Genomic DNA, 20,322 nt, shown 5'->3' on the forward strand with positions numbered 1-20,322 from the left:
GGATGCCGTCTGAATGAAACGAATTGTGTTTGTGGGTGATGTGGGTGCAGGAAAAACGACATTATTCAATGCGTTGCAGGGGGATTTTGATCTTGCGCGTAAAACACAGGCGATTGAGTTCAATGATGAAGGCAGTGTTGATACACCGGGTGAATATTTCAGCCATCCCCGTCTCTACCACGCGCTGATTAATACGCTGGCAGATTGTGATGTGCTGGTTTATGTCCACGCGGCAAATAACCCGGAGTGCCGGATTCCTGCCGGATTACTCGATATCTATCCCCGTATGCGCCGCTTTGCGGTTATCAGTAAAGCCGATGCACCGGATGCGGATGTGCCCGCCGTGCGCGAGCTGCTCTCCACGCGGGGGTTTGAGGAACCGGTACTTGCCATCAACAGCCTTGATCCTGATGACGTCCTGAAAGTGAAACAGTTTTTGGCCACAGCCGACAGCCAATAAGAGGAATATCCGATGAAGAAACTAATAACGGCCAATGACATCCGGGAAGCACACGCAGCGGGCAAAACCCGTCTGGATGTGGTGCTGAAAGAGAGTATTGTCACGCCGGAAGCCCATGTTGTGGCTGAACAATTGGGCTTTGTGATTTGTGAGGTGGATGCCGCACAGAACAGCGCACCGGCCGCCGCACCGCTGGCCGCAACCGCCGGAACAGAACCCAATATTTCATCCGCAGAGCGTCAGAAAATCCGCGAGTGCATTATCGCGCAGCTGCCTGACGGCAATGTCACCGAAACCCTGATTGCACAACTGGTCGATAAAGTGGTGCAGGAGCGTATCGCGCAGATTAAAGCGAAAGTGGCGGCATTCAAACCGGCGGAAGAGAACACTGATACCCCGAATACCCAGAGCTACCGCAGTGTCACCGGCAAAGGCGGCATTAAAGTGGTCGACAGCAGCTCAGTGAAATTCGGTAATTTCGATGGCGCGGGTCCGCACCGTGTCGGGATTGCGGATCTGATCACTGCGCAGGATAACAGCAGTATGGCTGCCGGGTTTATGCAGTGGGAAAACGCATTCTTCCCGTGGACGCTGAATTACGACGAAGTGGATCTGGTTCTGGAAGGCGAGCTGCATGTGCGCCATCAGGGCGAAACCATGATCGCGAAAGCCGGTGATGTGATGTTTATTCCGAAAGGCTCCGCGATTGAGTTCGGCACACCATCCACTGTCCGCTTCCTGTATGTGGCCTGGCCGGCTAACTGGCAGGATTGCTGAGGGGTATCGCCATGACCTTTATCACTGAAGACTGGCTGCGGGATAACTTTACGCTGAGCGAAGGCAGTGAAATTCATCTGCCTGCTGACAGCCGGATGACACCATCCGCCCGTGAGCTGATCGAAAGCCGCCGTTTACAGGTGAAATTTCAGGATAAACAAGGTCGTCTGTTTGTGGAAACGCCGGATGAATCCGGTAAAACCGAAACGGCTGTCCCTGACCTGAAAGCGGTACACGGGTTAACCAGTAAGGATAAAGCGGATGTCGCGGCCTGCGAATTATGCCATCAGCCGGTGGCGAAAAAGCCGGACACGCTGACACACCTTAACGGTCACACCATGGTGGCGAAAAATGATCCGCGTCTGGCCTTCCGCGCCGCGCTGGATGCCACCATTGCCGAAGCCGTCTGGTTACAGACTGAATTTGCACAGACGCCGCTGAAAGGCTGGCTGGCGGATATCCGCTCTGTGCTCGGCAATATTATGCGTGCCGATGCGCTCAATGAACCGCTCGGTGAGCAGAGTATTGCGGATCTGAACGCGGATGAGCTGCACAAGCTGTCTCATAATCCGCTGAAATACCTGGGTCATGACCATATCGTTCCGGATGTGAGTCACGGCCGTGATGCGGCGGCGCTGAACCTGCTGCGGACCAAAGTCCGTGAAACGGAAGTCAGTGCGGCACGTATTTATATCGATTGTTATTTTCAGGTCATCCGCCCTGACATTATGCAGGCGCTTAACCGCCTCTCCAGTGCGGTGTATGTCCTGATGGTGATGGTGGTGCGCGAAGGCGGCGTAATGACCACACAGGCTCTGAAACAGGCTCTGATGCAAGGGGGAACACATGCTCATTGAACGATGCCGTCAGCAGGCAAAACTGAACCCGCCGCGGGTGGTTCTGCCGGATGCGCTGGATGAGCGCGTGATCCACGCCGCCCGTTATCTGAAACAAAATGGTCTGGCGGAGCCTGTTCTGCTGGCAAACCCGTTTGCGCTGCGTGATTTCTCGCTGCGTACCGGTGTCATTATGGACGGCCTGAGCACCATTGATCCGGACAGTGCGGATGAGTGGCGTGCAGAGTTTGCGGATACCATCACCGCGCGCCTCGGCGAAAAAGCCCCGGAAGATGCGGATGAGGCCATGCGCCAGCCGCTGTGGTTCGGTGCCGCCATGGTTGCCGCCGGAAAAGCGGATTTATGTGTGGCGGGGAATATCTCGTCAACCGCCGCTGTTCTGCGGGCCGGGCTGAAAGTGATCGGCCTGAAGCCGGGCGTTAAAACATTATCATCTATTTTCATCATGTTGCCGCCGGGAACGGAAGGCAATGTGCTGGGTTTCGCTGATTGCAGTGTCGTACCTCAACCCACTTCTGCACAGCTGGCGGATATTGCGCTGAGCAGTGCGGAAACCTTCACGGCAATCACCGGTGAAACCGCGCGTGTGGCGATGTTGTCTTTTTCAACAGCAGGCAGCGCGAAACATCCTAATGTGGCGATGGTGCAGCAGGCGGTGGAAATTATTCATGCACGCGCCCCGCAGTTACAGGCGGATGGTGAACTGCAGTTCGACGCGGCATTTGTGCCAAGTGTCGCTGCGCAAAAAGCCCCGAACAGTGAGTTAAAGGGGCGGGCAAATGTCATGGTCTTTCCGTCACTGGAAGCAGGCAATATCGGTTACAAGATTGCCCAGCGTCTCGGCGGTTACCGGGCACTCGGCCCGCTGATTCAGGGATTAAATGCACCGGTGCATGATTTGTCACGCGGCTGTAATGCCCGCGACATTATTGAACTGGTGCTGGTAGCACAAACACAGTTAGCTCAGGCCGGACAACCTGTCCGCCGCACTGAAGCAGAAAGCGTTATTTAAACCGGTCCCTGATGGGATCTCAATGAGAGGAAAATATCATGGAAGCATTAGGACTGATCGAAACTAAGGGTCTGGTTGCATTAATCGAAGCATCCGATGCGATGGTCAAAGCAGCACGCGTTAAATTAGTCGGTGTTAAACAAATCGGCGGTGGTCTGGTAACAGCCATGGTGCGCGGTGATGTTGCAGCATGTAAAGCAGCGACTGACGCAGGTGCGGCAGCAGCTCAGCGTATCGGTGAACTGGTCTCTGTACACGTTATTCCTCGTCCGCATGGCGATCTGGAAGAAGTGTTTCCTATCAAAATGTCCGGCGATAAATCAATCGATTAATCGTTGTTAGCGTGGCGTGCTTCTGACGCCACGCGATTTTAATCTCCCCGGTTTTTTTGCTGTCACTCAGACGGCAGGGGATTTTTTTACCTGAAATCCGTAGCCGGCTGTATTCAGGCTGCTGAAATATAAAGAGAGGTGAACATGAAACTGGCTGTCGTTATCGGACAAATCGTGTGCACCGTGCGTCATCCCGGACTGGAATCCGACAAGTTACTGCTGGTGGAAATGATTGACCGCCAGGGGCGTCCTAACGGTGAGGTGGCCGTCGCAACCGACAGTATCGGTGCGGGTAATGGTGAATGGGTGCTGATCGTCAGCGGAAGTTCGGCGCGGCGTGCTCAGAGCAAAGAAGCGTCACCGGTCGATCTCAGCATCATCGGCATTGTGGATGAGGCCGTTATGGAAAGTCAGGTGATTTTTCATAAATAAATCGCCGCAACGAGTCACAGAAAGAGGCGTGGGTGAATATGGATCAGAAAGAAATTGAGAATGTGGTAAAAGCGGTTCTGGCCAGCATGAGTGCGGGCACACAACCGGCGGCTGCATCAGCGGCACCACAGCAGGCGGCAGCCTCACAGAATAACGGTTTCGGGGTGTTTGAATCCCTGGATGATGCCGTTCTTGCCGCCAAAGAAGCACAGAAATCATTAAAAACTGTTGAAATGCGTAATCTCTGCATCGGCGCAATCCGCCGTGCGGCAACAGAACATGCCCGCGAACTGGCGGTTCTGGCTGTTGAAGAGACCGGCATGGGCCGCGTGGAAGATAAACTCGCGAAGAACTTAGCACAGGCAAACGGCACCCCGGGTGTTGAGTGTCTGCGTCCTGAAGTGTTAACCGGCGACCACGGTTTAACCTTAATCGAAAATGCGGCATGGGGTGTTATCGCCTCTGTCACACCATCCACTAACCCGGCGGCGACGGCAATCAACAATGCCATCAGTATGATCGCCGGGGGTAACAGTGTGATTTTCGCGCCGCATCCGGCAGCGAAAAAAGTCTCACAGCGCACCATCACGATTCTGAACGAAGCCATTGTTGCCGCAGGCGGCCCGAACAACCTGCTGGTGACTGTCGCCAAACCGGATATCGAAACCGCACAACGTTTATTCAAATATCCGGGGATCGGCCTGCTGGTCGTGACCGGGGGTGATGCGGTGGTGGAATCCGCCCGCAAACACACCAACAAACGTCTGATCGCTGCCGGTGCCGGTAACCCGCCGGTCGTGGTGGATGAAACTGCCGATATCGAACGTGCGGCGAAAGCCATTGTTCACGGTGCATCATTCGATAACAACATCATTTGTGCGGATGAAAAAGTGCTGATCGCGGTTGACTGCATTGCAGACAAACTGATCACCGAAATGCAGCGTAATCACGCGGTATTACTGACCCGCGAACAGAGCGAGAAGCTGATCCCGGTTCTGCTGAAGAATGTTGATGAAACCGGCCACGGCACTGTCAGCCGCGACTGGGTAGGCCGTGATGCAGCGAAAATTGCTGCGGCTATCGGTATGACTGTGCCGGCAGATACCCGTCTGCTGATCGCGGAAACCGACTGCAAACATCCGTTTGCCGTCACTGAACTGATGATGCCGGTTCTGCCGATCATCCGCGTGAAAGATGTGGATCAGGCGATTGACCTGGCGGTGAAACTGGAAGGCGGCTGCCATCATACCGCAGCGATGCACTCCAATAACATCAGCAACCTGAACCGCATGGCGAATGCCATCGATACCAGTATTTTCGTGAAAAACGGACCGTGTATTGCCGGTCTGGGACTGGGCGGCGAAGGCTGGACAACCATGACGATCACCACACCGACCGGTGAAGGTGTGACCTGTGCGCGGACGTTCGTTCGTCTGCGCCGCTGCACCATGGTGGATTCATTCCGCATCGTGTAAGCCGCTGCGGTGGGGCCTGCGGGCTTCACCGCTTTTTTCCCGGTTAGTGTGAGTTACTCACGTTAACCCTGACGTTATGTTTTAAACCGGAGGAACCGATGGTTCAACGCAATCAGGAATGGCTGGCATCGCGCTTACAGCGGGCAGCGGAAATCTGTAATCAGCCGCAGGCGGGTGATCACAAAGATGCGCCGTTGTGGCTGGGGATCGATCTCGGTACCTGTGATGTGGTGTCCATGGTGGTGAATGCGGAAGGTCAGCCGGTCGCGGTGTGCCTGGACTGGGCAGATGTGGTGCGCGACGGTGTGGTCTGGGATTTCTTCGGTGCGGTAAAAATCGTTAATAAACATCTGGATGCGCTGGAAAAACAGTTCGGTTTCCGGTTTGAGGTGGCGACAACGTCATTCCCGCCGGGAACAGATCCGCGTATCTCCGTGAATGTGCTGGAATCTGCCGGTCTGGTGGTCGCCAGAGTGCTGGATGAGCCGTCTGCGGTCGCTGACATGATGGGGCTGGATAAAGCCGCTGTTGTGGATATCGGCGGCGGTACCACCGGGATCGCGATTGTGCAGAAGGGCGAAGTGACCCGCTCCGGCGACGAAGCCACCGGCGGTCATCATATTTCCCTGACCCTGGCGGGCAACCAGCGCATTGAACTGGAAGATGCCGAGCAGATGAAGCGTGAGCGCGGTGAAAGCATCTGGCCGGTTATTCGTCCGGTATACGAAAAAATGACGGATATCGTCGACGATCATATTCGCGGTGAGGATGTGACTGAACTGTGGCTGGCGGGCGGCTCCTGTATGCAGCCCGGTGTGCAGCCGCTGTTTCAGGCGCGTTTCCCGCATCTTACCGTGGTACTGCCACAGCATTCTATTTTTATGACGCCGCTGGCGATTGCCGTCTGCGGTGTATCTCAGGGAGAAAACCGTCATGCCGGATAATCGTTTACCCGCGGCTGAGGTTCAGTCCGCTATCTATCAGGCGCTTGATTTGGTGAATGCCCGTCAGGTGCGTGAGTTTTCTGTCCCGCCGACCACATTAATCGGCCCGGGCGCCGTCGGCCGCAGCGGGGATGTTCTTGCGGAGCGCGGAATTAAGCACGTTTTTATTATGGTGGACGGCATGCTGTTACAGGCCGGTCTTACCGATGTGCTGGAGCGTAATCTGAGCCGCAGCGGCATTGCATATGAAATCTGGCCGTGCCCGCCGGGCGAGCCGATGGATAAAGATGTGTTCCGTACCGTTGAGCATCTGCTGAGCGTGCAGTGCGACGGCATTATCGCCCTCGGCGGCGGGTCGGTGCTGGATGCGGCGAAAGCCGTGGCGGTGCTGGCTGCCAATCCGGATCTGCCGCTGGCGGATATGATGCCGGGTGCGGCGCTCAATCCGCGTCTGCCGTTTATCGCTATCCCGACCACTGCCGGTACCGGCTCTGAAGCGACCAATGTTTCCGTGATTATTACTGCGGAAAATCATATCAAACTGGTGCTGGCACACAGCCAGTTACTGCCTGATCTCGCCATTATTGATGCCTGTCTGACACTCGGTGTTCCGCCGCATGTGACAGCAATGACCGGTATCGATGCCTTAACACATGCGATTGAAGCGTATGTGGCGAGCAACGTCACGCCGCTGACACAGGCGCTGGCACTGCGGGCGATCTCCATGATCAGCCACGCGCTGCCGATTGCTGTCGGTCAGGGGCATGATATCAAAGCCCGTGAGGACATGATGCTGGCTTCTTATATGGCCGGGATGGCGTTCTCCAATGCCGGTCTGGGGCTGTGCCATGCGATGGCGCATCAGATTGGCGCGGCATACAACATTCCGCACGGCAAGGCGAACGCCGTCATGCTGCCGCAGGTAATGCGTTTTAACCGCCTGGTCTGCAAACAGGCGTACAGCGAAATTGGTCATGCGCTGACTCAGCGGCCGATGACCGACATGGAGGCCATTGAGGCCGTGGAACAACTGATCAGTGACGTGGAACTCGCGCAGACGCTGCCATCCCTGGGCGGAAAACGTGAGGATTTCGATGGTTTTGCCAAAGCGGCATTGCAGGATATCTGCATCAAAACCAATCCGCGCGCGGTCACAGCGGCTCAGATAACGGCGATTTACGAGTCAGCCTGAGTCAATCAATAAGAACAGCCTGCGCGACAGGCACGGAAGGAGAAGGGTATGGGCATTAATGAAATCATCATGTACATCATGATGAGTTTTATGCTGATAGCAGCCGTGGATCGTATCTTCAGCCAGTTCGGTGGCTCAGAGGCAATCCTCGGTAAGATCGGCCTGGGTAAAGTCGGGAAAGGCATTGCCGGTTCCGGTGAACAGTTTGAAGAAGGCTTTATGGCAATGGGTGCACTGGGTCTGGCAATGGTCGGTATGACCGCGCTGGCACCGGTGATCGCCATGCTGCTCGGGCCGGTGATTATTCCTGTCTATGAAATGCTGGGTGCGAACCCGTCAGTGTTTGCGGGCAGTATTCTGGCCATCGATATGGGCGGCTTCTTCCTCGCGAAAGAGCTGTCCGGCGGTGATGTGGCAGCGTGGTTATATTCCGGCGTACTGCTGGCATCCATGATGGGTGCGACCATGGTGTTCTCTATCCCTGTTGCGCTGGGCATTATCGAGAAGAAAGATCGCCGTTTCCTGGCACTCGGTGTGCTGGCCGGTATCGTGACCATTCCGGTCGGCTGTATTGCCGGTGGTCTGGTGGCGAAATTTTCCGGTGTGGAAATTGACGGTCAGGTCGTGGATTTCAGCATGACCATGCTGCTGGTCAATATGATCCCGGTGATCATCGTGGCGGCGCTGGTGTGCCTCGGTCTGAAATTCATTCCTGAGAAAATGATCAACGGCTTCCAGATCTTCGCCAAAATCCTTGTTGCCATCATTACTATCGGCCTGGCCGCAGCTGTGGCGCAGTTCACTGTGGGCTGGAACCTGATTCCGGGCCTGGATCCGATTTTCATGGCAGAAGGTGATGTGCCGGGCAAAGTGATGCGCGCCATCGAAGTTATCGGTTCTATCTCTGCGGTGCTGTTAGGGGCGTACCCGATGGTGCTGCTGCTGACCCGCTGGTTTGAAAAATCCTTTATGAAGATCGGCAGCCTGCTGAAAATCAACAACATGGCCGCAGGCGGTATGATCGCGACTCTCGCGAACAACATCCCGATGTTCGGCATGATGAAGAAAATGGATACCCGCGGCAAAATCATCAACTGTGCGTTCTCCGTGTCCGCTGCCTTCGCACTGGGTGACCACCTGGGCTTTGTGGCCGCCAACATGGCACCGATGATCTTCCCGATGATTGCAGGGAAAATTATCGGCGGTATCACTGCGATTTTCGTTGCCATCATGATGATGCCGAAAAATATTGAGCAGGAAGATGCCGCTGCGGCCACTGAAGCTGCTGCTGAAAGCGTCGCGGAGGAGAAATAAGCATGAAAACCCTCGAACTCTTAAGTGTCGGTATTGACGTGGGCACCACCACTACACAGGTGATTTTCTCCCGTCTCGCTCTGGTAAACCGCGCGGCGGTGTCACAGGTGCCGCGTTATGAGTTTGTGGATCGCAAAATTATCTGGCAGAGCCCGGTTCTGTTCACGCCGGTGGATAAAGATGGCCACCTGCGTGAGGAAGAGCTTCTGGCACTGGTACTGGATCAGTACGCCGCCGCCGGGATGGACCCGGCGACGATTGACTCCGGTGCCATCATCATTACCGGTGAAACCGCCAAAACCCGCAATGCGCGTCCGGCTGTGGTGGCGTTATCCCAGAAACTCGGGGATTTCGTGGTCGCCACCGCCGGTCCGCACCTGGAATCAGTGATTGCCGGTTTCGGATCCGGTGCCCAGACACTTTCTGAGCAGAAGATGGCGCGGGTACTGAACATTGATATCGGCGGCGGCACAGCAAACTATGTGCTGTTCGAAGCCGGTCATGTGATCAGTTCCGCCTGTCTGAACGTCGGCGGTCGTCTGTTCGAAACAGATAACAGCGGACGCGTCACTTATGTGCATGCACCGGGCCGTCTTATCGCCCGTGATTGTTTTGGTGAGCAGACCGATCCGATGTCCCTGACACCGGCACAGCTGAATACCATTGCCGACCGCATGAGTGAGCTGCTGTATGAAGTGATCAGCGGCAACCTCACCCCGCTCGGGCGTGAGCTGCTGATGACGGACGGCCTGCCTGCGGAAAGTTCTTTTTATGCGGTCACACTGTCCGGCGGTGTCGGGGAGTGTTACAGCAATCCGGAAAGCGGTAATGATTTCCGTTTCGGTGATATCGGGCCGCTGCTGGCACAGGCGATACACCGCAATGCGGATTTCAGTGCTTTACCGATGCAGACTCCGGCACAGACTGTCCGTGCCACGGTGATCGGCGCCGGTGCGCATACGCTGTCTCTGTCCGGCAGCACCATCTGGCTGGACAGCATCACGCTGCCGGTCCGCAATATTCCGGTGGTGCATCCGGCGCTGGGCCGCGCGGATGATGAAGATCTGGTGAATACCTGGAGCCGTGCCCTGACGCAGATGGATCTTAATCCGCAACAGGATCTGTACGCGCTGGCCCTGCCGGAATCACTGCCGACTAACTACGCCTCGGTACAAAGCTGTATTGATGCCCTGGAACGCTTTACCAAAACATACCCGAACACCATGCCGCTGCTGGTGATCGCGGGACAGGATTTCGGTAAGGCACTGGGCATGCTGCTGCGTCCGCTGATGAACGGCCGCGAACTGGCTGTTATCGACGAAGTTATCACGCACACAGGCGACTATATCGACATCGGCACGCCGTTATTCAGCGGCTCTGTCGTCCCTGTTACTGTTAAATCACTCGCATTTCCTTCCTGAGGGAACGTAATATGAAATTGAAAACCACGCTGTTTGGTCAGACCTACCAGTTCCGGGACGTGAAAGACGTTCTCGCGAAAGCTAACGAACTCCGCTCCGGGGACATCCTGGCGGGTGTCGCGGCCAGTAACGCCCAGGAACGTGTGGCAGCAAAACAAGTGCTGTCTGAACTGACGATTGCGGATGTCCGCAACAACCCTGTCGTTCCGTATGAAGAAGACTGCGTAACCCGTCTGATCCAGGACGATATCAACGAAACCGAATACAACCGGGTCAAAAACTGGACTATCGGTGAGCTGCGTGAGCATGTCCTGAGCGACACGACCTCTCTCGATAACATCAATCTGCTGCGCAAAGGCCTGACCTCAGAAGTCATCGCCGGGGTGGCAAAAATCTGCTCCAACGCAGACCTGATTTACGGCGCGAAGAAAATTCCTGTCGTGAAACGTGCGAATAACACCATGGGTCTGCCGGGCCACTTCAGCGGCCGTTTACAGCCGAACGATACCCGTGACGAAGTGCAGAGTATCGTGGCACAGATTTATGAAGGTCTCTCTTACGGCTGCGGTGATGCGGTTATCGGTGTCAACCCGGTAACGGACGATGTGGATAACCTCAGCCGCGTGCTGGATGCTGTCTACGGCATCATCGATAAATACGATATCCCGACTCAGGGTTGTGTACTGGCGCACGTCACCACACAGATGGAAGCCATCAAACGCGGTGCGCCGGGCGGCCTGATTTTCCAGAGCATCTGCGGCAGTGAAAAAGGTCTGCGTGAGTTCGGTGTTGAGCTGGAAATGCTGGACGAAGCCCGCCACGTCGGTGCGCAGTACAACCGTATCGCCGGTCCTAACTGCCTGTACTTTGAAACAGGACAGGGCTCTGCACTGTCAGCGGGCGCTCACTACGGTGCTGACCAGGTGACTATGGAAGCCCGTAACTACGGCCTGGCGCGTCACTATGATCCGTTCATGGTGAACACCGTTGTCGGTTTTATCGGACCTGAATATCTCTATAACGACCGCCAGATTATCCGCGCCGGTCTTGAAGATCACTTCATGGGCAAACTGAGCGGTATCTCCATGGGCTGTGACTGCTGTTACACCAACCATGCGGATGCGGATCAGAACCTCAACGAAAACCTGATGATCCTGCTGGCCTCTGCGGGCTGTAACTTCATCATCGGTATGCCGCTGGGTGATGACATCATGCTCAACTACCAGACCACTGCGTTCCATGACATCGCAACTATCCGTCAGTTACTCGGCCTGCGCCCTGCGCCGGAATTCGAAGCCTGGCTGGAAAAAATGGGTCTGATGGAAAACGGGCGTCTTACCAATCGTGCCGGCGATCCGTCACTGTTCTTCTGATTTTCGGGGTAAATCACCATGGATCAAAAACAAATTAATGACATCGTACGCAGCGTGATGGCTCAGATGGGACACACGGGCGAAAACGTACAGGCGGTTGCTGCGGCAACGCAGGCTGTGCTGAATCAGGGTAATACGTCTGTTGAGTCCGTTGAGTGGGATCTCGGTTCACCGGAAGCAAAACAGTGGATCGGCGTGCAGAACCCGCACCGTGCAGAAGTGTTACAGGAACTGCGTAACAGCACCGGTTCCCGTGTCTGCTCCGGCCGTGCCGGTGTGCGTCCGCGCACCCAGAGCCTGCTGCGCTTCCTGGCTGACCACTCGCGCTCCAAAGATACCGTACTGAAAGAAGTCCCGGCGGAATGGGTGAAAAAACAGAACCTGCTGGAGTTACAGTCTGAAATCACAGACAAAAACCAGTATCTGACCCGTCCGGATATGGGCCGTATTCTGAATAAAGAATCCATCGAACTGCTGAAAACCAAGTGTGTGCAGGCGCCGGATGTGCAGGTCATTATCTCTGATGGTCTGTCCACCGATGCTATCACCGCAAACTACGACGAAATTCTGCCGCCGCTGATGAAAGGTCTGGAGCAGTCCGGTCTGAAAGTGGGCACGCCGTTCTTTGTCCGTTACGGCCGCGTGAAAATTGAAGACCAGGCCGGTGAAGTGCTCGGCGCGAAAGTGGTTATCCTGCTGGTGGGCGAACGTCCGGGGCTGGGTCAGTCTGAAAGCCTCTCCTGCTACGCGGTGTACTCACCGACAGTGGCGGGTACAGTGGAAGCAGACCGTACCTGTATCTCGAACATTCACCGCGCAGGGACACCGCCGGTGGAAGCCGCCGCTGTTATCGTCGATTTAGCCAAACGCATGCTGGAGCAGAAAGCGTCCGGTATCAACATGAACCGTTAACGGGGAACTGAATATGCCTGCATTAGATCTTATCCGGCCGAGCGTGACAGCGATGCGTCTTATCGCTAATGCACACGAAGATTTCTGCCGTGAACTGAAATTACCGAAACACATCCGCAGCCTCGGCCTTATCACCGCAGACTCCGACGATGTTGCTTACATTGCCGCTGACGAAGCCACCAAACAAGCTCTGGTGGAAGTGGTTTACGGACGTTCCCTGTATGCAGGGGCGTCAAACTCACCATCACCGACCTCCGGTGAAGTGATGATTATCCTCGGTGGCCCGAACCCGGCGGAAGTCCGCGCGGGTCTGGATGCCATGGTCGCCAATATCGAATCCGGCGCGGCATTCCAGTGGGCGAATGACAAAGAAGATACCGCATTCCTGGCGCATCTGGTCTCCCGTACCGGCTCTTACCTGTCTGATGGTGACAAAGTTAAACACGGTGACCCGATTGCCTATCTGGTGGCACCGCCGCTGGAAGCGACCTTCGGGATTGATGTCGCACTGAAAGCCGCTGATGTGCAGCTGGCCACTTATGTGCCGCCTCCGTCAGAAACCAACTACTCAGCAGCCTTCCTGACCGGCAGCCAGGCAGCATGTAAAGCAGCATGTGATGCCTTTACCGAAGCCGTTCTGGATATCGCGCGCAATCCGGTTCAGCGCGCCTGAGCAGTGCAGTCAGTCGTCAGTTCAGTCATTAACACAGGAGATAGGTCATGATCGATTCACTGGGATTACTTGAGGTATACGGCCTGGTGTCCGGCATTGATGCGGCGGATGCGATGCTGAAGTCGGCCAATGTCCGCATCCTTAACTATGAAATGGTGATCCCGGGGATGGTGACGCTTGTTGTTGAGGGTGATCTGGCGGCGTGCCGTGCGGCGGTGGATGCGGGCATTGCGGCCGCAAACCGTACCGGTAAAGTGATCGGCCATAAGGTCATCGGCCGTCCGGATGGTGATACCGAGTGGCTGGTCACCGGTTTCAGCGGTGTACCGGTGAAGGTAAAACCGCAGTCTCCGGCACCGGTTCCGGTATCTGAACCGGCTCCGGCGGCAGCTGTTTCTGCCGCTGCACCGGATGCGGATGCCATGATGATCTTTGCCGCTGGAGCCAAACACCGCCACGGCGTGACCGCCGGAGAAGCGGCCATGCATTTCAGTTGCCTGATAGAGGACAGCCGTGATGTGCTGGAAGACCTGTTTAAACAGGGCAAACTGCGCAAACGCGGCAGCCGCTACCGGGTAAAACAGGAGGGAAACCGCGATGAGTAATCTGATGCCGGGTCTGCATGAGTGCGGGCCCGAAATCATTCGTCAGCGTGTGCAGGATGCAGGGGTTGTCGGTGCGGGCGGGGCGGGGTTCCCGACCCACGTCAAACTGGCGGCACAGGCGGAAATCTATCTGGTGAATGCGGCTGAATGTGAGCCGCTTTTGCAGGTGGATCAGCAGCTGGCTGTCCTTGAGGCGGATGCGATGATCCGCGGTTTGCTGTATGCGATGCGGGCCACCGGCGCGAAAGAGGGCATTATTGCCATCAAAGGCAAGCATCAGGCGGCCATTGATATCCTGAATGCCCGCGTGCCGGATTCTGTCCGTCTGCATATCCTGCCGGATGTTTATCCGGCCGGTGATGAAGTGATCACCATCTGGCTGGCGACCGGCCGCCGGGTCCCGCCTGCGGCACTGCCGCTGTCTGTCGGCGTGGTGGTCAGTAATGTGCAGACGCTGATCAATGTCGCGTATGCCGTTGAACAGGAACAGGCCGTGATACACCGTGTCCTGACGGTGAACGGCGCGGTTCATCATCCTGTTACCGTTTCCGTTCCGGTCGGCACCACACTGCGTGAAGTGCTGGCACTGGCAGGCGGATCCACCATCAGCAACCCGGCGTATATCAACGGCGGGCCGATGATGGGCAAATTACAGACATCCCTTGATGATGCTGTGACCAAAACCACCGGCGGCTTATTAGTCCTGCCGGATGACCATATTTTAATTCAGCGCCGGACCCGTTCGGAGCGCACGGTGATCAACCAGGCGCGTACCGTATGTGAACAGTGCGGCATGTGTACCGAGCTCTGCCCGCGTCATATGATCGGCCACGAACTGCCGCCGCACCTGATTGTCCGCGCGGTGGGGTATGAGCAGATCTCCGCACCGTCAGCCGTTGTTGCGGCACTGACCTGCTCGGAATGTGCGATTTGTGAAGCCTGGTCCTGCCCGGTGGAGATCTCACCGATGCGCCTGAATCAGATGCTGAAAGTGAAGCTGCGCGAAGAAGGGATCCGCTACGAAGGTGAACTGCGCCCGGAAGATCCGATGGCTCAGCACCGCATGCTGCCGGTCAAACGCCTTGTCCGCCGTCTGGAACTGACGGAATACATGCACAAAGCGCCGATGACTGATGAGATCTACGCGCCGCAGCAGGTGATTATCCCGTTACGTCAGCATATCGGTGCCCCGGCGGTACCGGTTGTCAGTGAAGGGGATAACGTCACGGCGGGCATGCTGATCGCCGCTGTCCCGGAAAAAGCACTGGGTGCGCCGGTTCACGCCAGTATCAGCGGTGTGGTTCGCCATATTGACAGCTCGGCTGTCACGATAGAGAAGGAATAACTATGCACAGTGCAATTGCGATGGTGGAACTGTCCAGTATCGCCAAAGGGATGGAAGTCACTGATTTTATGCTCAAAAGTGCAGAAGTCACTCTGCTGATGGGCAAAACCGTGTGTCCCGGCAAATATGTGGTGATGGTCGGCGGTGATGTTGCCGCCGCACAGCAGGCAATGCGCTGCGGTGTGGAAAAAGGCGGTGCTCAGGTAGTGGATGAGTTTCTGCTCAGTAATATCCACCCGGATGTGCTCCCGGCTATCGGTGGTGTGACGGATGTGAATGCCCGTGAAGCCGTCGGGGTAGTGGAAACCTTTAGTGTCGCAACCTGCATTGAGGCGGCGGATTTTGCTGTTAAAGCAGCCGGCGTCACGTTAATACGACTTCATATGGCGTATGGTATCGGGGGTAAATGTTACTTTGTGATGAGTGGCGATGTTGCAGACGTCGAAACCGCCAAAAAAGCCGCATCACAGGTCGCCGCAGATAAAGGTGCGCTGGTTTACAGCATGGTCGTACCGAATCCTCATCCCGATTTCTGGCAGCAATTGGTCGCTGGTTAACATTTATGGCGGCCGTTCATTTTGGGGAAAAAATAATGATGAAAAAAATCACACCAGATTTACATCACCTTAATGATGAAGTGCCGCATGACCGCGATCTCAGCCCTATCGTGATCGAGCAGAATTTTACACAGCGTTATACGCATGATGCCTATGATCAGGCGTGTGCTATTACCGCCTGGCAGCAGCTTTATGATCAGCTGACGCCGGGCCGGTTTGAAGGGGAACTGACCGAAACCCTGTTTGACGGGCTTCAGGTATTCCACGAATACACTAATCTGTCTCTGCGCCAGTCCTGTATGGTCTGGCCGAATGCCTTCTGGTTCGGCATTCCGGGGGAGCAGCAGAATACCGGCTATATCGGCAATCAGATGCTGTGCCGGCAGAAAATAGCCGTGCGTCCGGGCGGAAAAGAATTTGAACTGAGCACGCCGGATGACTATCACATTCAGGGACTGGTGATCTCTCACGATATCCTGAAAAAGCACTCTGTGGTGCTGCAAAACCCGGAGCGGCTGATGAATCTGCTCAGCGAAAACCCGGCTGTGGGGGTGAACCCCTTCAAAAAAGAGGCGATCTGGCAGTATATCCGCCATGCCCTCTGGCACTCCAAAATTGAGCAGGAACGCAACCGTACCGTCAGCCGTGTCCTGAGTCATAACCTGCTGACGGCATTCCTCGGCTTGCTGGAAGATGCCAGCACCGTGGCCGATGAGCACTACACCAACCGTGTGAACTACCTGAAACTGGTCTCTAAAGCCCGTGAATACCTGTTTGAAAATGCCACCGAACCGGTGACCGTGCTGGAATTGTGTAATGAGCTGTATGTCAGCCGCCGCACGCTGCAGAATGCCTTCCAGCAGGTACTGGGTATTGGCCCGAATGCTTATCTGAAAACCATCCGGCTGAATGCTGTGCGTCGTGAGCTGGTCAGCCCGTATTCAAAACAGACTACCGTCAAAGACGCAGCAATGCAGTGGGGGTTTTGGCACCTGGGGCAGTTCGCCACTGACTATCAGCGCCTGTTTAATGAGAAACCGTCGGAGACACTGAGCCGCCGTCTGATGTGATTGTTGTTCTGCTTCCGCTTTCTGACCTGCATCGTGTTTTCTTTCCGGCAGGTCAGAATGGCTTCTTCTGAGTCACCGTTTTAAAATACCGCTTCTGATCTCATTTTCAGCATCTTGCTGTGAATATTCTCTGTAAGGAGAATTTAAATATCTAATTAGTTCTATATTTATTAATTGGCTATTTATAATTCTACTGAGCAACGGAGTATTCAGGTATGAAAAACCGCAACAAGATTCTGCTGTCCGCGTTGATATCTCTCTTTATGACCCCTGCGTTTGCACTTCCTTCTGTGACAGTTCTGGCCACCGGCGGCACTATTGCCGGGGGCGGGGAATCGTCGGTTTCGTCCGGTTATCAGGCCGGAAAAGTAGGCGTCAATGCGCTGATTGATGCCGTACCGGAAGTCAAAGCACTGGCAGATCTCAGTGGTGAGCAGATTGTGAATATCGGCTCACAGGATATGAATGACAAGGTGTGGCTGACGCTGGCAAAAGAAATCAACCGGACCTGTGATAAAACGGACGGATTTATCATCACTCACGGTACCGATACGCTGGAGGAGACCGCGTATTTTCTTGACCTGACAGTATCGTGCCATAAGCCGGTTGTGCTGGTGGGGGCAATGCGTCCGTCCACGGCACTGGGCGCGGACGGCCCGCTGAATCTCTATAATGCAGTGGTTTTGGCAACGGATAAATCGGCGGCCGATCGCGGCGTTCTGATGGTGATGAATGACAAGGTGATTAGCGGGCGGGATGTGGTCAAAATGAATACCACGGAAGTTCAGGCGTTTGAAGCGGTGAATGCCGGGGATACCGGATTTATCCATAACGGCAAAGTGACCTATTATCAGGCAGCGCTGCCACGGCAGGCCGGTGCGGTGTTTGATATCAGTAAACTCAGCGAACTGCCGAAAGTCGGTATTGTTTATAATTATGCCAATGCTTCAGATGCGCCGGTAAAAGCCCTGCGGGAAGAGGGAAATGCCGGGATTGTCAGTGCCGGCGTGGGTAACGGCAATATGTATAAAGGCGTTTTTGATGCATTAGCCGCCGCAGCCAAAGAGGGCGTGGTGGTTGTCCGCGCCAGCCGGGTGCCGACCGGTTATACAACACGTAACGCGGAAGTGGATGATGATGTATACGGTTTTGTGGCTTCCGGCAGACTGAACCCGCAAAAAGCCAGAGTATTGCTGCAACTGGCTCTGACACAGACCACTGATCCGCAGAAAATTCAGTCATTCTTCGAAAAATATTAATTAAATTATTTTCAGACCGCAGTCTCTCTTATAAGGGGCTGCGGTTTTTTATTCTCGGATCGGTTTTCATGCATTTATTGTTATGTTATAACATAACAATAAATGAGTTTAAGGTGATAGTTATCATTAATGATAATTAATAAATGAAACAAAAAAGACACAGCTGCCTACAGGAATTTAAAGAAAAAAGGGGCTGAATCTGTCCGTATTCACAAAGCGGGAAAAAGAACTGTTCTCATATTTACCCATTGAATTCATTCAGTATATTGTCTGCTTCTGAGTCAGAGCGACTCTGTCTTCACGGCATGTATCACAACAAAATAATAAAAGAGAAAGGTATGAAATCAGTTAAGTTTGCATTGGTACCGTTATCCGCCATGGTGCTGTTATCGTTCTGTGCGCAGGCCGGAACACTGGGAAATAATGACGACACGATTATTGTCCGATCTTCCACCATTGAATCCACCACCGTTAATGAACTGGCCGACTACGGGAATAAATTACAGGTTATTACCCGTGAGGAAATTCAGCGTTCCGGGCCGTCATCCGATTTAAACCAGGTATTACAGCAATATGTGCCGGGATTATATGTCTCTCTGGGACAAGGGGCTTACGGCTACGGTAAATATTCCTTTATGGGCGGCCGCCCGGATGACACCTTAATTCTGATTGATGGCGTCCGTCTGAACAACCGCCTGTTCGGCGGGATCTATCTCGATACTCTGCCGCTGATTGCGATTGACCGCATCGAAGTGTTACAGGGGGCGCAGAGTCTCTCTTTCGGTACTCAGGCGATCAGCGGTGTGATTAATATTGTCACCAAAAAACCGACCTCAGAGGTACTGTCCGGTGAATTCAGTGTCGGCGCGGATACGGATAAAGGCCGTTACGGAGAGGGTTACGTCGAGAAAGCGTTTGATAACGATATCGGCAAAACCGGTCTGATGGCGTGGGTAACCCGCAGTAAATCTGACGGTTATCAGCCATATCGCGACAGTGATTACAACGGCACGATCGGTCAGAAAAAGCGTGGCTATGACGTGACATCTGTTGGTGTCCAGGTTACCCAGACTATTGCGGATACCGCACAATTGCAGGGATTCTACCAGTACACACAGGCCGATCTGGATATGGTGTCCCCGAACCATCACCGTCAGGCAATGAACAAACGTGACCATCATCTGGCCACAGTTTCCTTTGAGCATTTCCTGACGCAGGATACCAGCTACTCAATCCGTGCACATCTTAATGACTGGAATACCCGTTATGACCGCAGCCGCTATCTGGCGGACGGCTCCGTGGATATTCAGAATGATGATTCTTACTGGGGATTCCGGGACTACGGCGTTCAGGCACAGATCAAATCTTACCTGTTCGGGGATAATGAGTTTGTCGTCGGGACAGATAACCAGTGGTACAAAGGTAAAGATGAGGTCATGAAGATCGAAACGGATACCGCGAAAGCCAATGCCCTGTATTTACAGGTGCGGCCGGATATCCCTGTCTTACCGGAGCTGAAACCAAGTCTCGGCGTGCGTTATGAACGCTTTGAAGGCGGCCAGGATGCAACCGTCTGGATGGCAAGCACCAAATATGAGGTGAATGAAAAGCTCAATTTACGCGGCCAGGTGGGAACAGCATTTAAACTGCCGAACGCTGAGCAGTTATATGTCAAAGATGAAAGTAAGCAAACCATCGGTGATGCCAACCTGAAAGCGGAAACCAGTAAAAACATCGAAGCCGGTTTTGACTACCTGACGAAGTGGGAAAACGGCGGTGCATGGCAGTTCGGTGCAACGGCCTACGCCCGTGAAATCAATGATCTGATCACGACAGTGAAAGTCGGTAAATACGATAAATGGGTTAACGGTGATGGTGAAATCCGTACCAAAGGTGTGGTACTGGCGACCAAACTGAACTTTGATGAGTCCTGGTATGTCTCCGGGGATATCACCCGTAACTGGCTGGATACCAAAAACGGCGCGACACTCAACGATATCCCGGAACTCTTTACCCGCGGCCGCATCGGTTATGACGCCCCGGCAAAACAGTGGGGTGCGGAACTGGCTGCCCGCTATGTGGGTGAACTGAAATCCGGCGGTGATACCTACGGCCATTACACCGTGTTTGATGCCAGCGCGTATCTGTATGTGGATCATGCGCAGCAGCATAAGCTCACGCTGCTGGTGGAAAACCTGTTTGACCGCGATTACCCGGCGGGTCTGACCAGCAACGGCCTGGAAAAAGTGGACAACCTCGGTCGTCCGTTAACCGCTGAACTGCGTTACACCTACCGTTTCTGAGGACACTGA

At 54.6% G+C, this 20,322-nt stretch carries 20 protein-coding genes; all 20 read left to right on the forward strand.

The window, feature by feature from the left end:
• Positions 1-13 precede the first annotated feature (13 nt).
• The 20 genes from eutP (at position 14) to GN208_RS01860 (ending at position 20,313) form a co-directional block, all read left to right on the forward strand.
• The gene (eutP, locus tag GN208_RS01765) at positions 14-460 is read left to right on the forward strand and encodes a EutP/PduV family microcompartment system protein (protein ID WP_004236108.1); all 447 of its coding nucleotides are present in this window, start codon (positions 14-16) and stop codon (positions 458-460) included.
• Between the two features lie 12 nt (positions 461-472).
• Positions 473-1,237: an ethanolamine utilization acetate kinase EutQ gene (eutQ, locus tag GN208_RS01770; protein WP_004236107.1), complete on the forward strand. Its 765-nt coding sequence runs from the start codon at positions 473-475 to the stop codon at positions 1,235-1,237.
• 11 nt (positions 1,238-1,248) lie between these two features.
• Positions 1,249-2,094, forward strand: coding sequence for an ethanolamine utilization cob(I)yrinic acid a,c-diamide adenosyltransferase EutT (eutT, locus tag GN208_RS01775; protein WP_004239002.1), 846 nt, complete (start codon positions 1,249-1,251; stop codon positions 2,092-2,094).
• Positions 2,084-3,106, forward strand: a complete 1,023-nt coding sequence (gene pta, locus GN208_RS01780; protein ID WP_004236104.1) for a phosphate acetyltransferase — start codon at positions 2,084-2,086, stop codon at positions 3,104-3,106. Before eutT ends, pta begins: the two co-directional genes overlap by 11 nt.
• A gap of 38 nt (positions 3,107-3,144) precedes the next feature.
• On the forward strand, positions 3,145-3,438 hold the full coding sequence (gene eutM / locus GN208_RS01785; protein ID WP_004236103.1) for an ethanolamine utilization microcompartment protein EutM: 294 nt from the start codon (positions 3,145-3,147) through the stop codon (positions 3,436-3,438).
• A 144-nt stretch (positions 3,439-3,582) separates the two neighbouring features.
• Positions 3,583-3,870: an ethanolamine utilization microcompartment protein EutN gene (gene eutN, locus GN208_RS01790; RefSeq protein ID WP_004236102.1), complete on the forward strand. Its 288-nt coding sequence runs from the start codon at positions 3,583-3,585 to the stop codon at positions 3,868-3,870.
• Positions 3,871-3,908: 38 nt separating this feature from the next.
• Positions 3,909-5,345 carry an aldehyde dehydrogenase family protein gene (locus tag GN208_RS01795; RefSeq protein WP_004236100.1) on the forward strand — a complete coding sequence of 479 codons (1,437 nt, stop codon included), beginning with the start codon at positions 3,909-3,911 and terminating at the stop codon, positions 5,343-5,345.
• Positions 5,346-5,443: 98 nt separating this feature from the next.
• Positions 5,444-6,289 carry an ethanolamine utilization protein EutJ gene (gene eutJ / locus GN208_RS01800; protein ID WP_004236098.1) on the forward strand — a complete coding sequence of 282 codons (846 nt, stop codon included), beginning with the start codon at positions 5,444-5,446 and terminating at the stop codon, positions 6,287-6,289.
• Entirely contained in the window at positions 6,279-7,481 is a 1,203-nt protein-coding gene (locus GN208_RS01805; RefSeq protein ID WP_004236096.1) for an iron-containing alcohol dehydrogenase, read from the forward strand. Before eutJ ends, GN208_RS01805 begins: the two co-directional genes overlap by 11 nt.
• Positions 7,482-7,529: 48 nt before the next feature.
• Entirely contained in the window at positions 7,530-8,795 is a 1,266-nt protein-coding gene (gene eutH / locus GN208_RS01810) for an ethanolamine utilization protein EutH (RefSeq protein WP_004236094.1), read from the forward strand.
• 2 nt (positions 8,796-8,797) lie between these two features.
• Complete coding sequence (gene eutA / locus GN208_RS01815) at positions 8,798-10,216, forward strand: ethanolamine ammonia-lyase reactivating factor EutA (RefSeq protein ID WP_004236093.1); 1,419 nt, start codon at positions 8,798-8,800, stop codon at positions 10,214-10,216.
• Between the two features lie 11 nt (positions 10,217-10,227).
• On the forward strand, positions 10,228-11,589 hold the full coding sequence (locus GN208_RS01820; RefSeq protein WP_004236092.1) for an ethanolamine ammonia-lyase subunit EutB: 1,362 nt from the start codon (positions 10,228-10,230) through the stop codon (positions 11,587-11,589).
• Positions 11,590-11,607: 18 nt separating this feature from the next.
• Positions 11,608-12,501: an ethanolamine ammonia-lyase subunit EutC gene (eutC, locus tag GN208_RS01825; RefSeq protein WP_004236091.1), complete on the forward strand. Its 894-nt coding sequence runs from the start codon at positions 11,608-11,610 to the stop codon at positions 12,499-12,501.
• A gap of 13 nt (positions 12,502-12,514) precedes the next feature.
• On the forward strand, positions 12,515-13,174 hold the full coding sequence (eutL, locus tag GN208_RS01830; protein WP_243828282.1) for an ethanolamine utilization microcompartment protein EutL: 660 nt from the start codon (positions 12,515-12,517) through the stop codon (positions 13,172-13,174).
• 47 nt (positions 13,175-13,221) lie between these two features.
• Positions 13,222-13,779, forward strand: a complete 558-nt coding sequence (locus GN208_RS01835) for a BMC domain-containing protein (RefSeq protein WP_004236088.1) — start codon at positions 13,222-13,224, stop codon at positions 13,777-13,779.
• On the forward strand, positions 13,772-15,124 hold the full coding sequence (locus GN208_RS01840) for a 4Fe-4S dicluster domain-containing protein (RefSeq protein WP_004236086.1): 1,353 nt from the start codon (positions 13,772-13,774) through the stop codon (positions 15,122-15,124). Before GN208_RS01835 ends, GN208_RS01840 begins: the two co-directional genes overlap by 8 nt.
• 2 nt (positions 15,125-15,126) lie before the next feature.
• Positions 15,127-15,681, forward strand: coding sequence for a BMC domain-containing protein (locus tag GN208_RS01845; RefSeq protein ID WP_004236084.1), 555 nt, complete (start codon positions 15,127-15,129; stop codon positions 15,679-15,681).
• A gap of 35 nt (positions 15,682-15,716) precedes the next feature.
• A complete protein-coding gene (eutR, locus tag GN208_RS01850; protein ID WP_015422472.1) occupies positions 15,717-16,751 on the forward strand; it encodes an HTH-type transcriptional regulator EutR in 1,035 nt (344 codons plus the stop codon).
• A 215-nt stretch (positions 16,752-16,966) separates the two neighbouring features.
• Positions 16,967-18,010, forward strand: coding sequence for an L-asparaginase 2 (gene ansB, locus GN208_RS01855; RefSeq protein WP_004236080.1), 1,044 nt, complete (start codon positions 16,967-16,969; stop codon positions 18,008-18,010).
• Positions 18,011-18,348: 338 nt separating this feature from the next.
• Complete coding sequence (locus tag GN208_RS01860; RefSeq protein WP_015422473.1) at positions 18,349-20,313, forward strand: TonB-dependent receptor; 1,965 nt, start codon at positions 18,349-18,351, stop codon at positions 20,311-20,313.
• Positions 20,314-20,322 lie beyond the last annotated feature (9 nt).

It is taken from the genome of Morganella sp. HSTU-ASny43 (genome assembly GCF_022819185.1).
Classification (GTDB): domain Bacteria; phylum Pseudomonadota; class Gammaproteobacteria; order Enterobacterales; family Enterobacteriaceae; genus Morganella; species Morganella morganii.

Bases quoted from the DNA above. Each gene is read 5' to 3' on its own strand.
- eutP (WP_004236108.1), top strand. From the start codon at position 14: ATGAAACGAATTGTGTTTGTGGGTGATGTGGGTGCAGGAAAAACGACA.
- eutQ (WP_004236107.1), top strand. From the start codon at position 473: ATGAAGAAACTAATAACGGCCAATGACATCCGGGAAGCACACGCAGCG.
- eutT (WP_004239002.1), top strand. From the start codon at position 1,249: ATGACCTTTATCACTGAAGACTGGCTGCGGGATAACTTTACGCTGAGC.
- pta (WP_004236104.1), top strand. From the start codon at position 2,084: ATGCTCATTGAACGATGCCGTCAGCAGGCAAAACTGAACCCGCCGCGG.
- eutM (WP_004236103.1), top strand. From the start codon at position 3,145: ATGGAAGCATTAGGACTGATCGAAACTAAGGGTCTGGTTGCATTAATC.
- eutN (WP_004236102.1), top strand. From the start codon at position 3,583: ATGAAACTGGCTGTCGTTATCGGACAAATCGTGTGCACCGTGCGTCAT.
- GN208_RS01795 (WP_004236100.1), top strand. From the start codon at position 3,909: ATGGATCAGAAAGAAATTGAGAATGTGGTAAAAGCGGTTCTGGCCAGC.
- eutJ (WP_004236098.1), top strand. From the start codon at position 5,444: ATGGTTCAACGCAATCAGGAATGGCTGGCATCGCGCTTACAGCGGGCA.
- GN208_RS01805 (WP_004236096.1), top strand. From the start codon at position 6,279: ATGCCGGATAATCGTTTACCCGCGGCTGAGGTTCAGTCCGCTATCTAT.
- eutH (WP_004236094.1), top strand. From the start codon at position 7,530: ATGGGCATTAATGAAATCATCATGTACATCATGATGAGTTTTATGCTG.
- eutA (WP_004236093.1), top strand. From the start codon at position 8,798: ATGAAAACCCTCGAACTCTTAAGTGTCGGTATTGACGTGGGCACCACC.
- GN208_RS01820 (WP_004236092.1), top strand. From the start codon at position 10,228: ATGAAATTGAAAACCACGCTGTTTGGTCAGACCTACCAGTTCCGGGAC.
- eutC (WP_004236091.1), top strand. From the start codon at position 11,608: ATGGATCAAAAACAAATTAATGACATCGTACGCAGCGTGATGGCTCAG.
- eutL (WP_243828282.1), top strand. From the start codon at position 12,515: ATGCCTGCATTAGATCTTATCCGGCCGAGCGTGACAGCGATGCGTCTT.
- GN208_RS01835 (WP_004236088.1), top strand. From the start codon at position 13,222: ATGATCGATTCACTGGGATTACTTGAGGTATACGGCCTGGTGTCCGGC.
- GN208_RS01840 (WP_004236086.1), top strand. From the start codon at position 13,772: ATGAGTAATCTGATGCCGGGTCTGCATGAGTGCGGGCCCGAAATCATT.
- GN208_RS01845 (WP_004236084.1), top strand. From the start codon at position 15,127: ATGCACAGTGCAATTGCGATGGTGGAACTGTCCAGTATCGCCAAAGGG.
- eutR (WP_015422472.1), top strand. From the start codon at position 15,717: ATGATGAAAAAAATCACACCAGATTTACATCACCTTAATGATGAAGTG.
- ansB (WP_004236080.1), top strand. From the start codon at position 16,967: ATGAAAAACCGCAACAAGATTCTGCTGTCCGCGTTGATATCTCTCTTT.
- GN208_RS01860 (WP_015422473.1), top strand. From the start codon at position 18,349: ATGAAATCAGTTAAGTTTGCATTGGTACCGTTATCCGCCATGGTGCTG.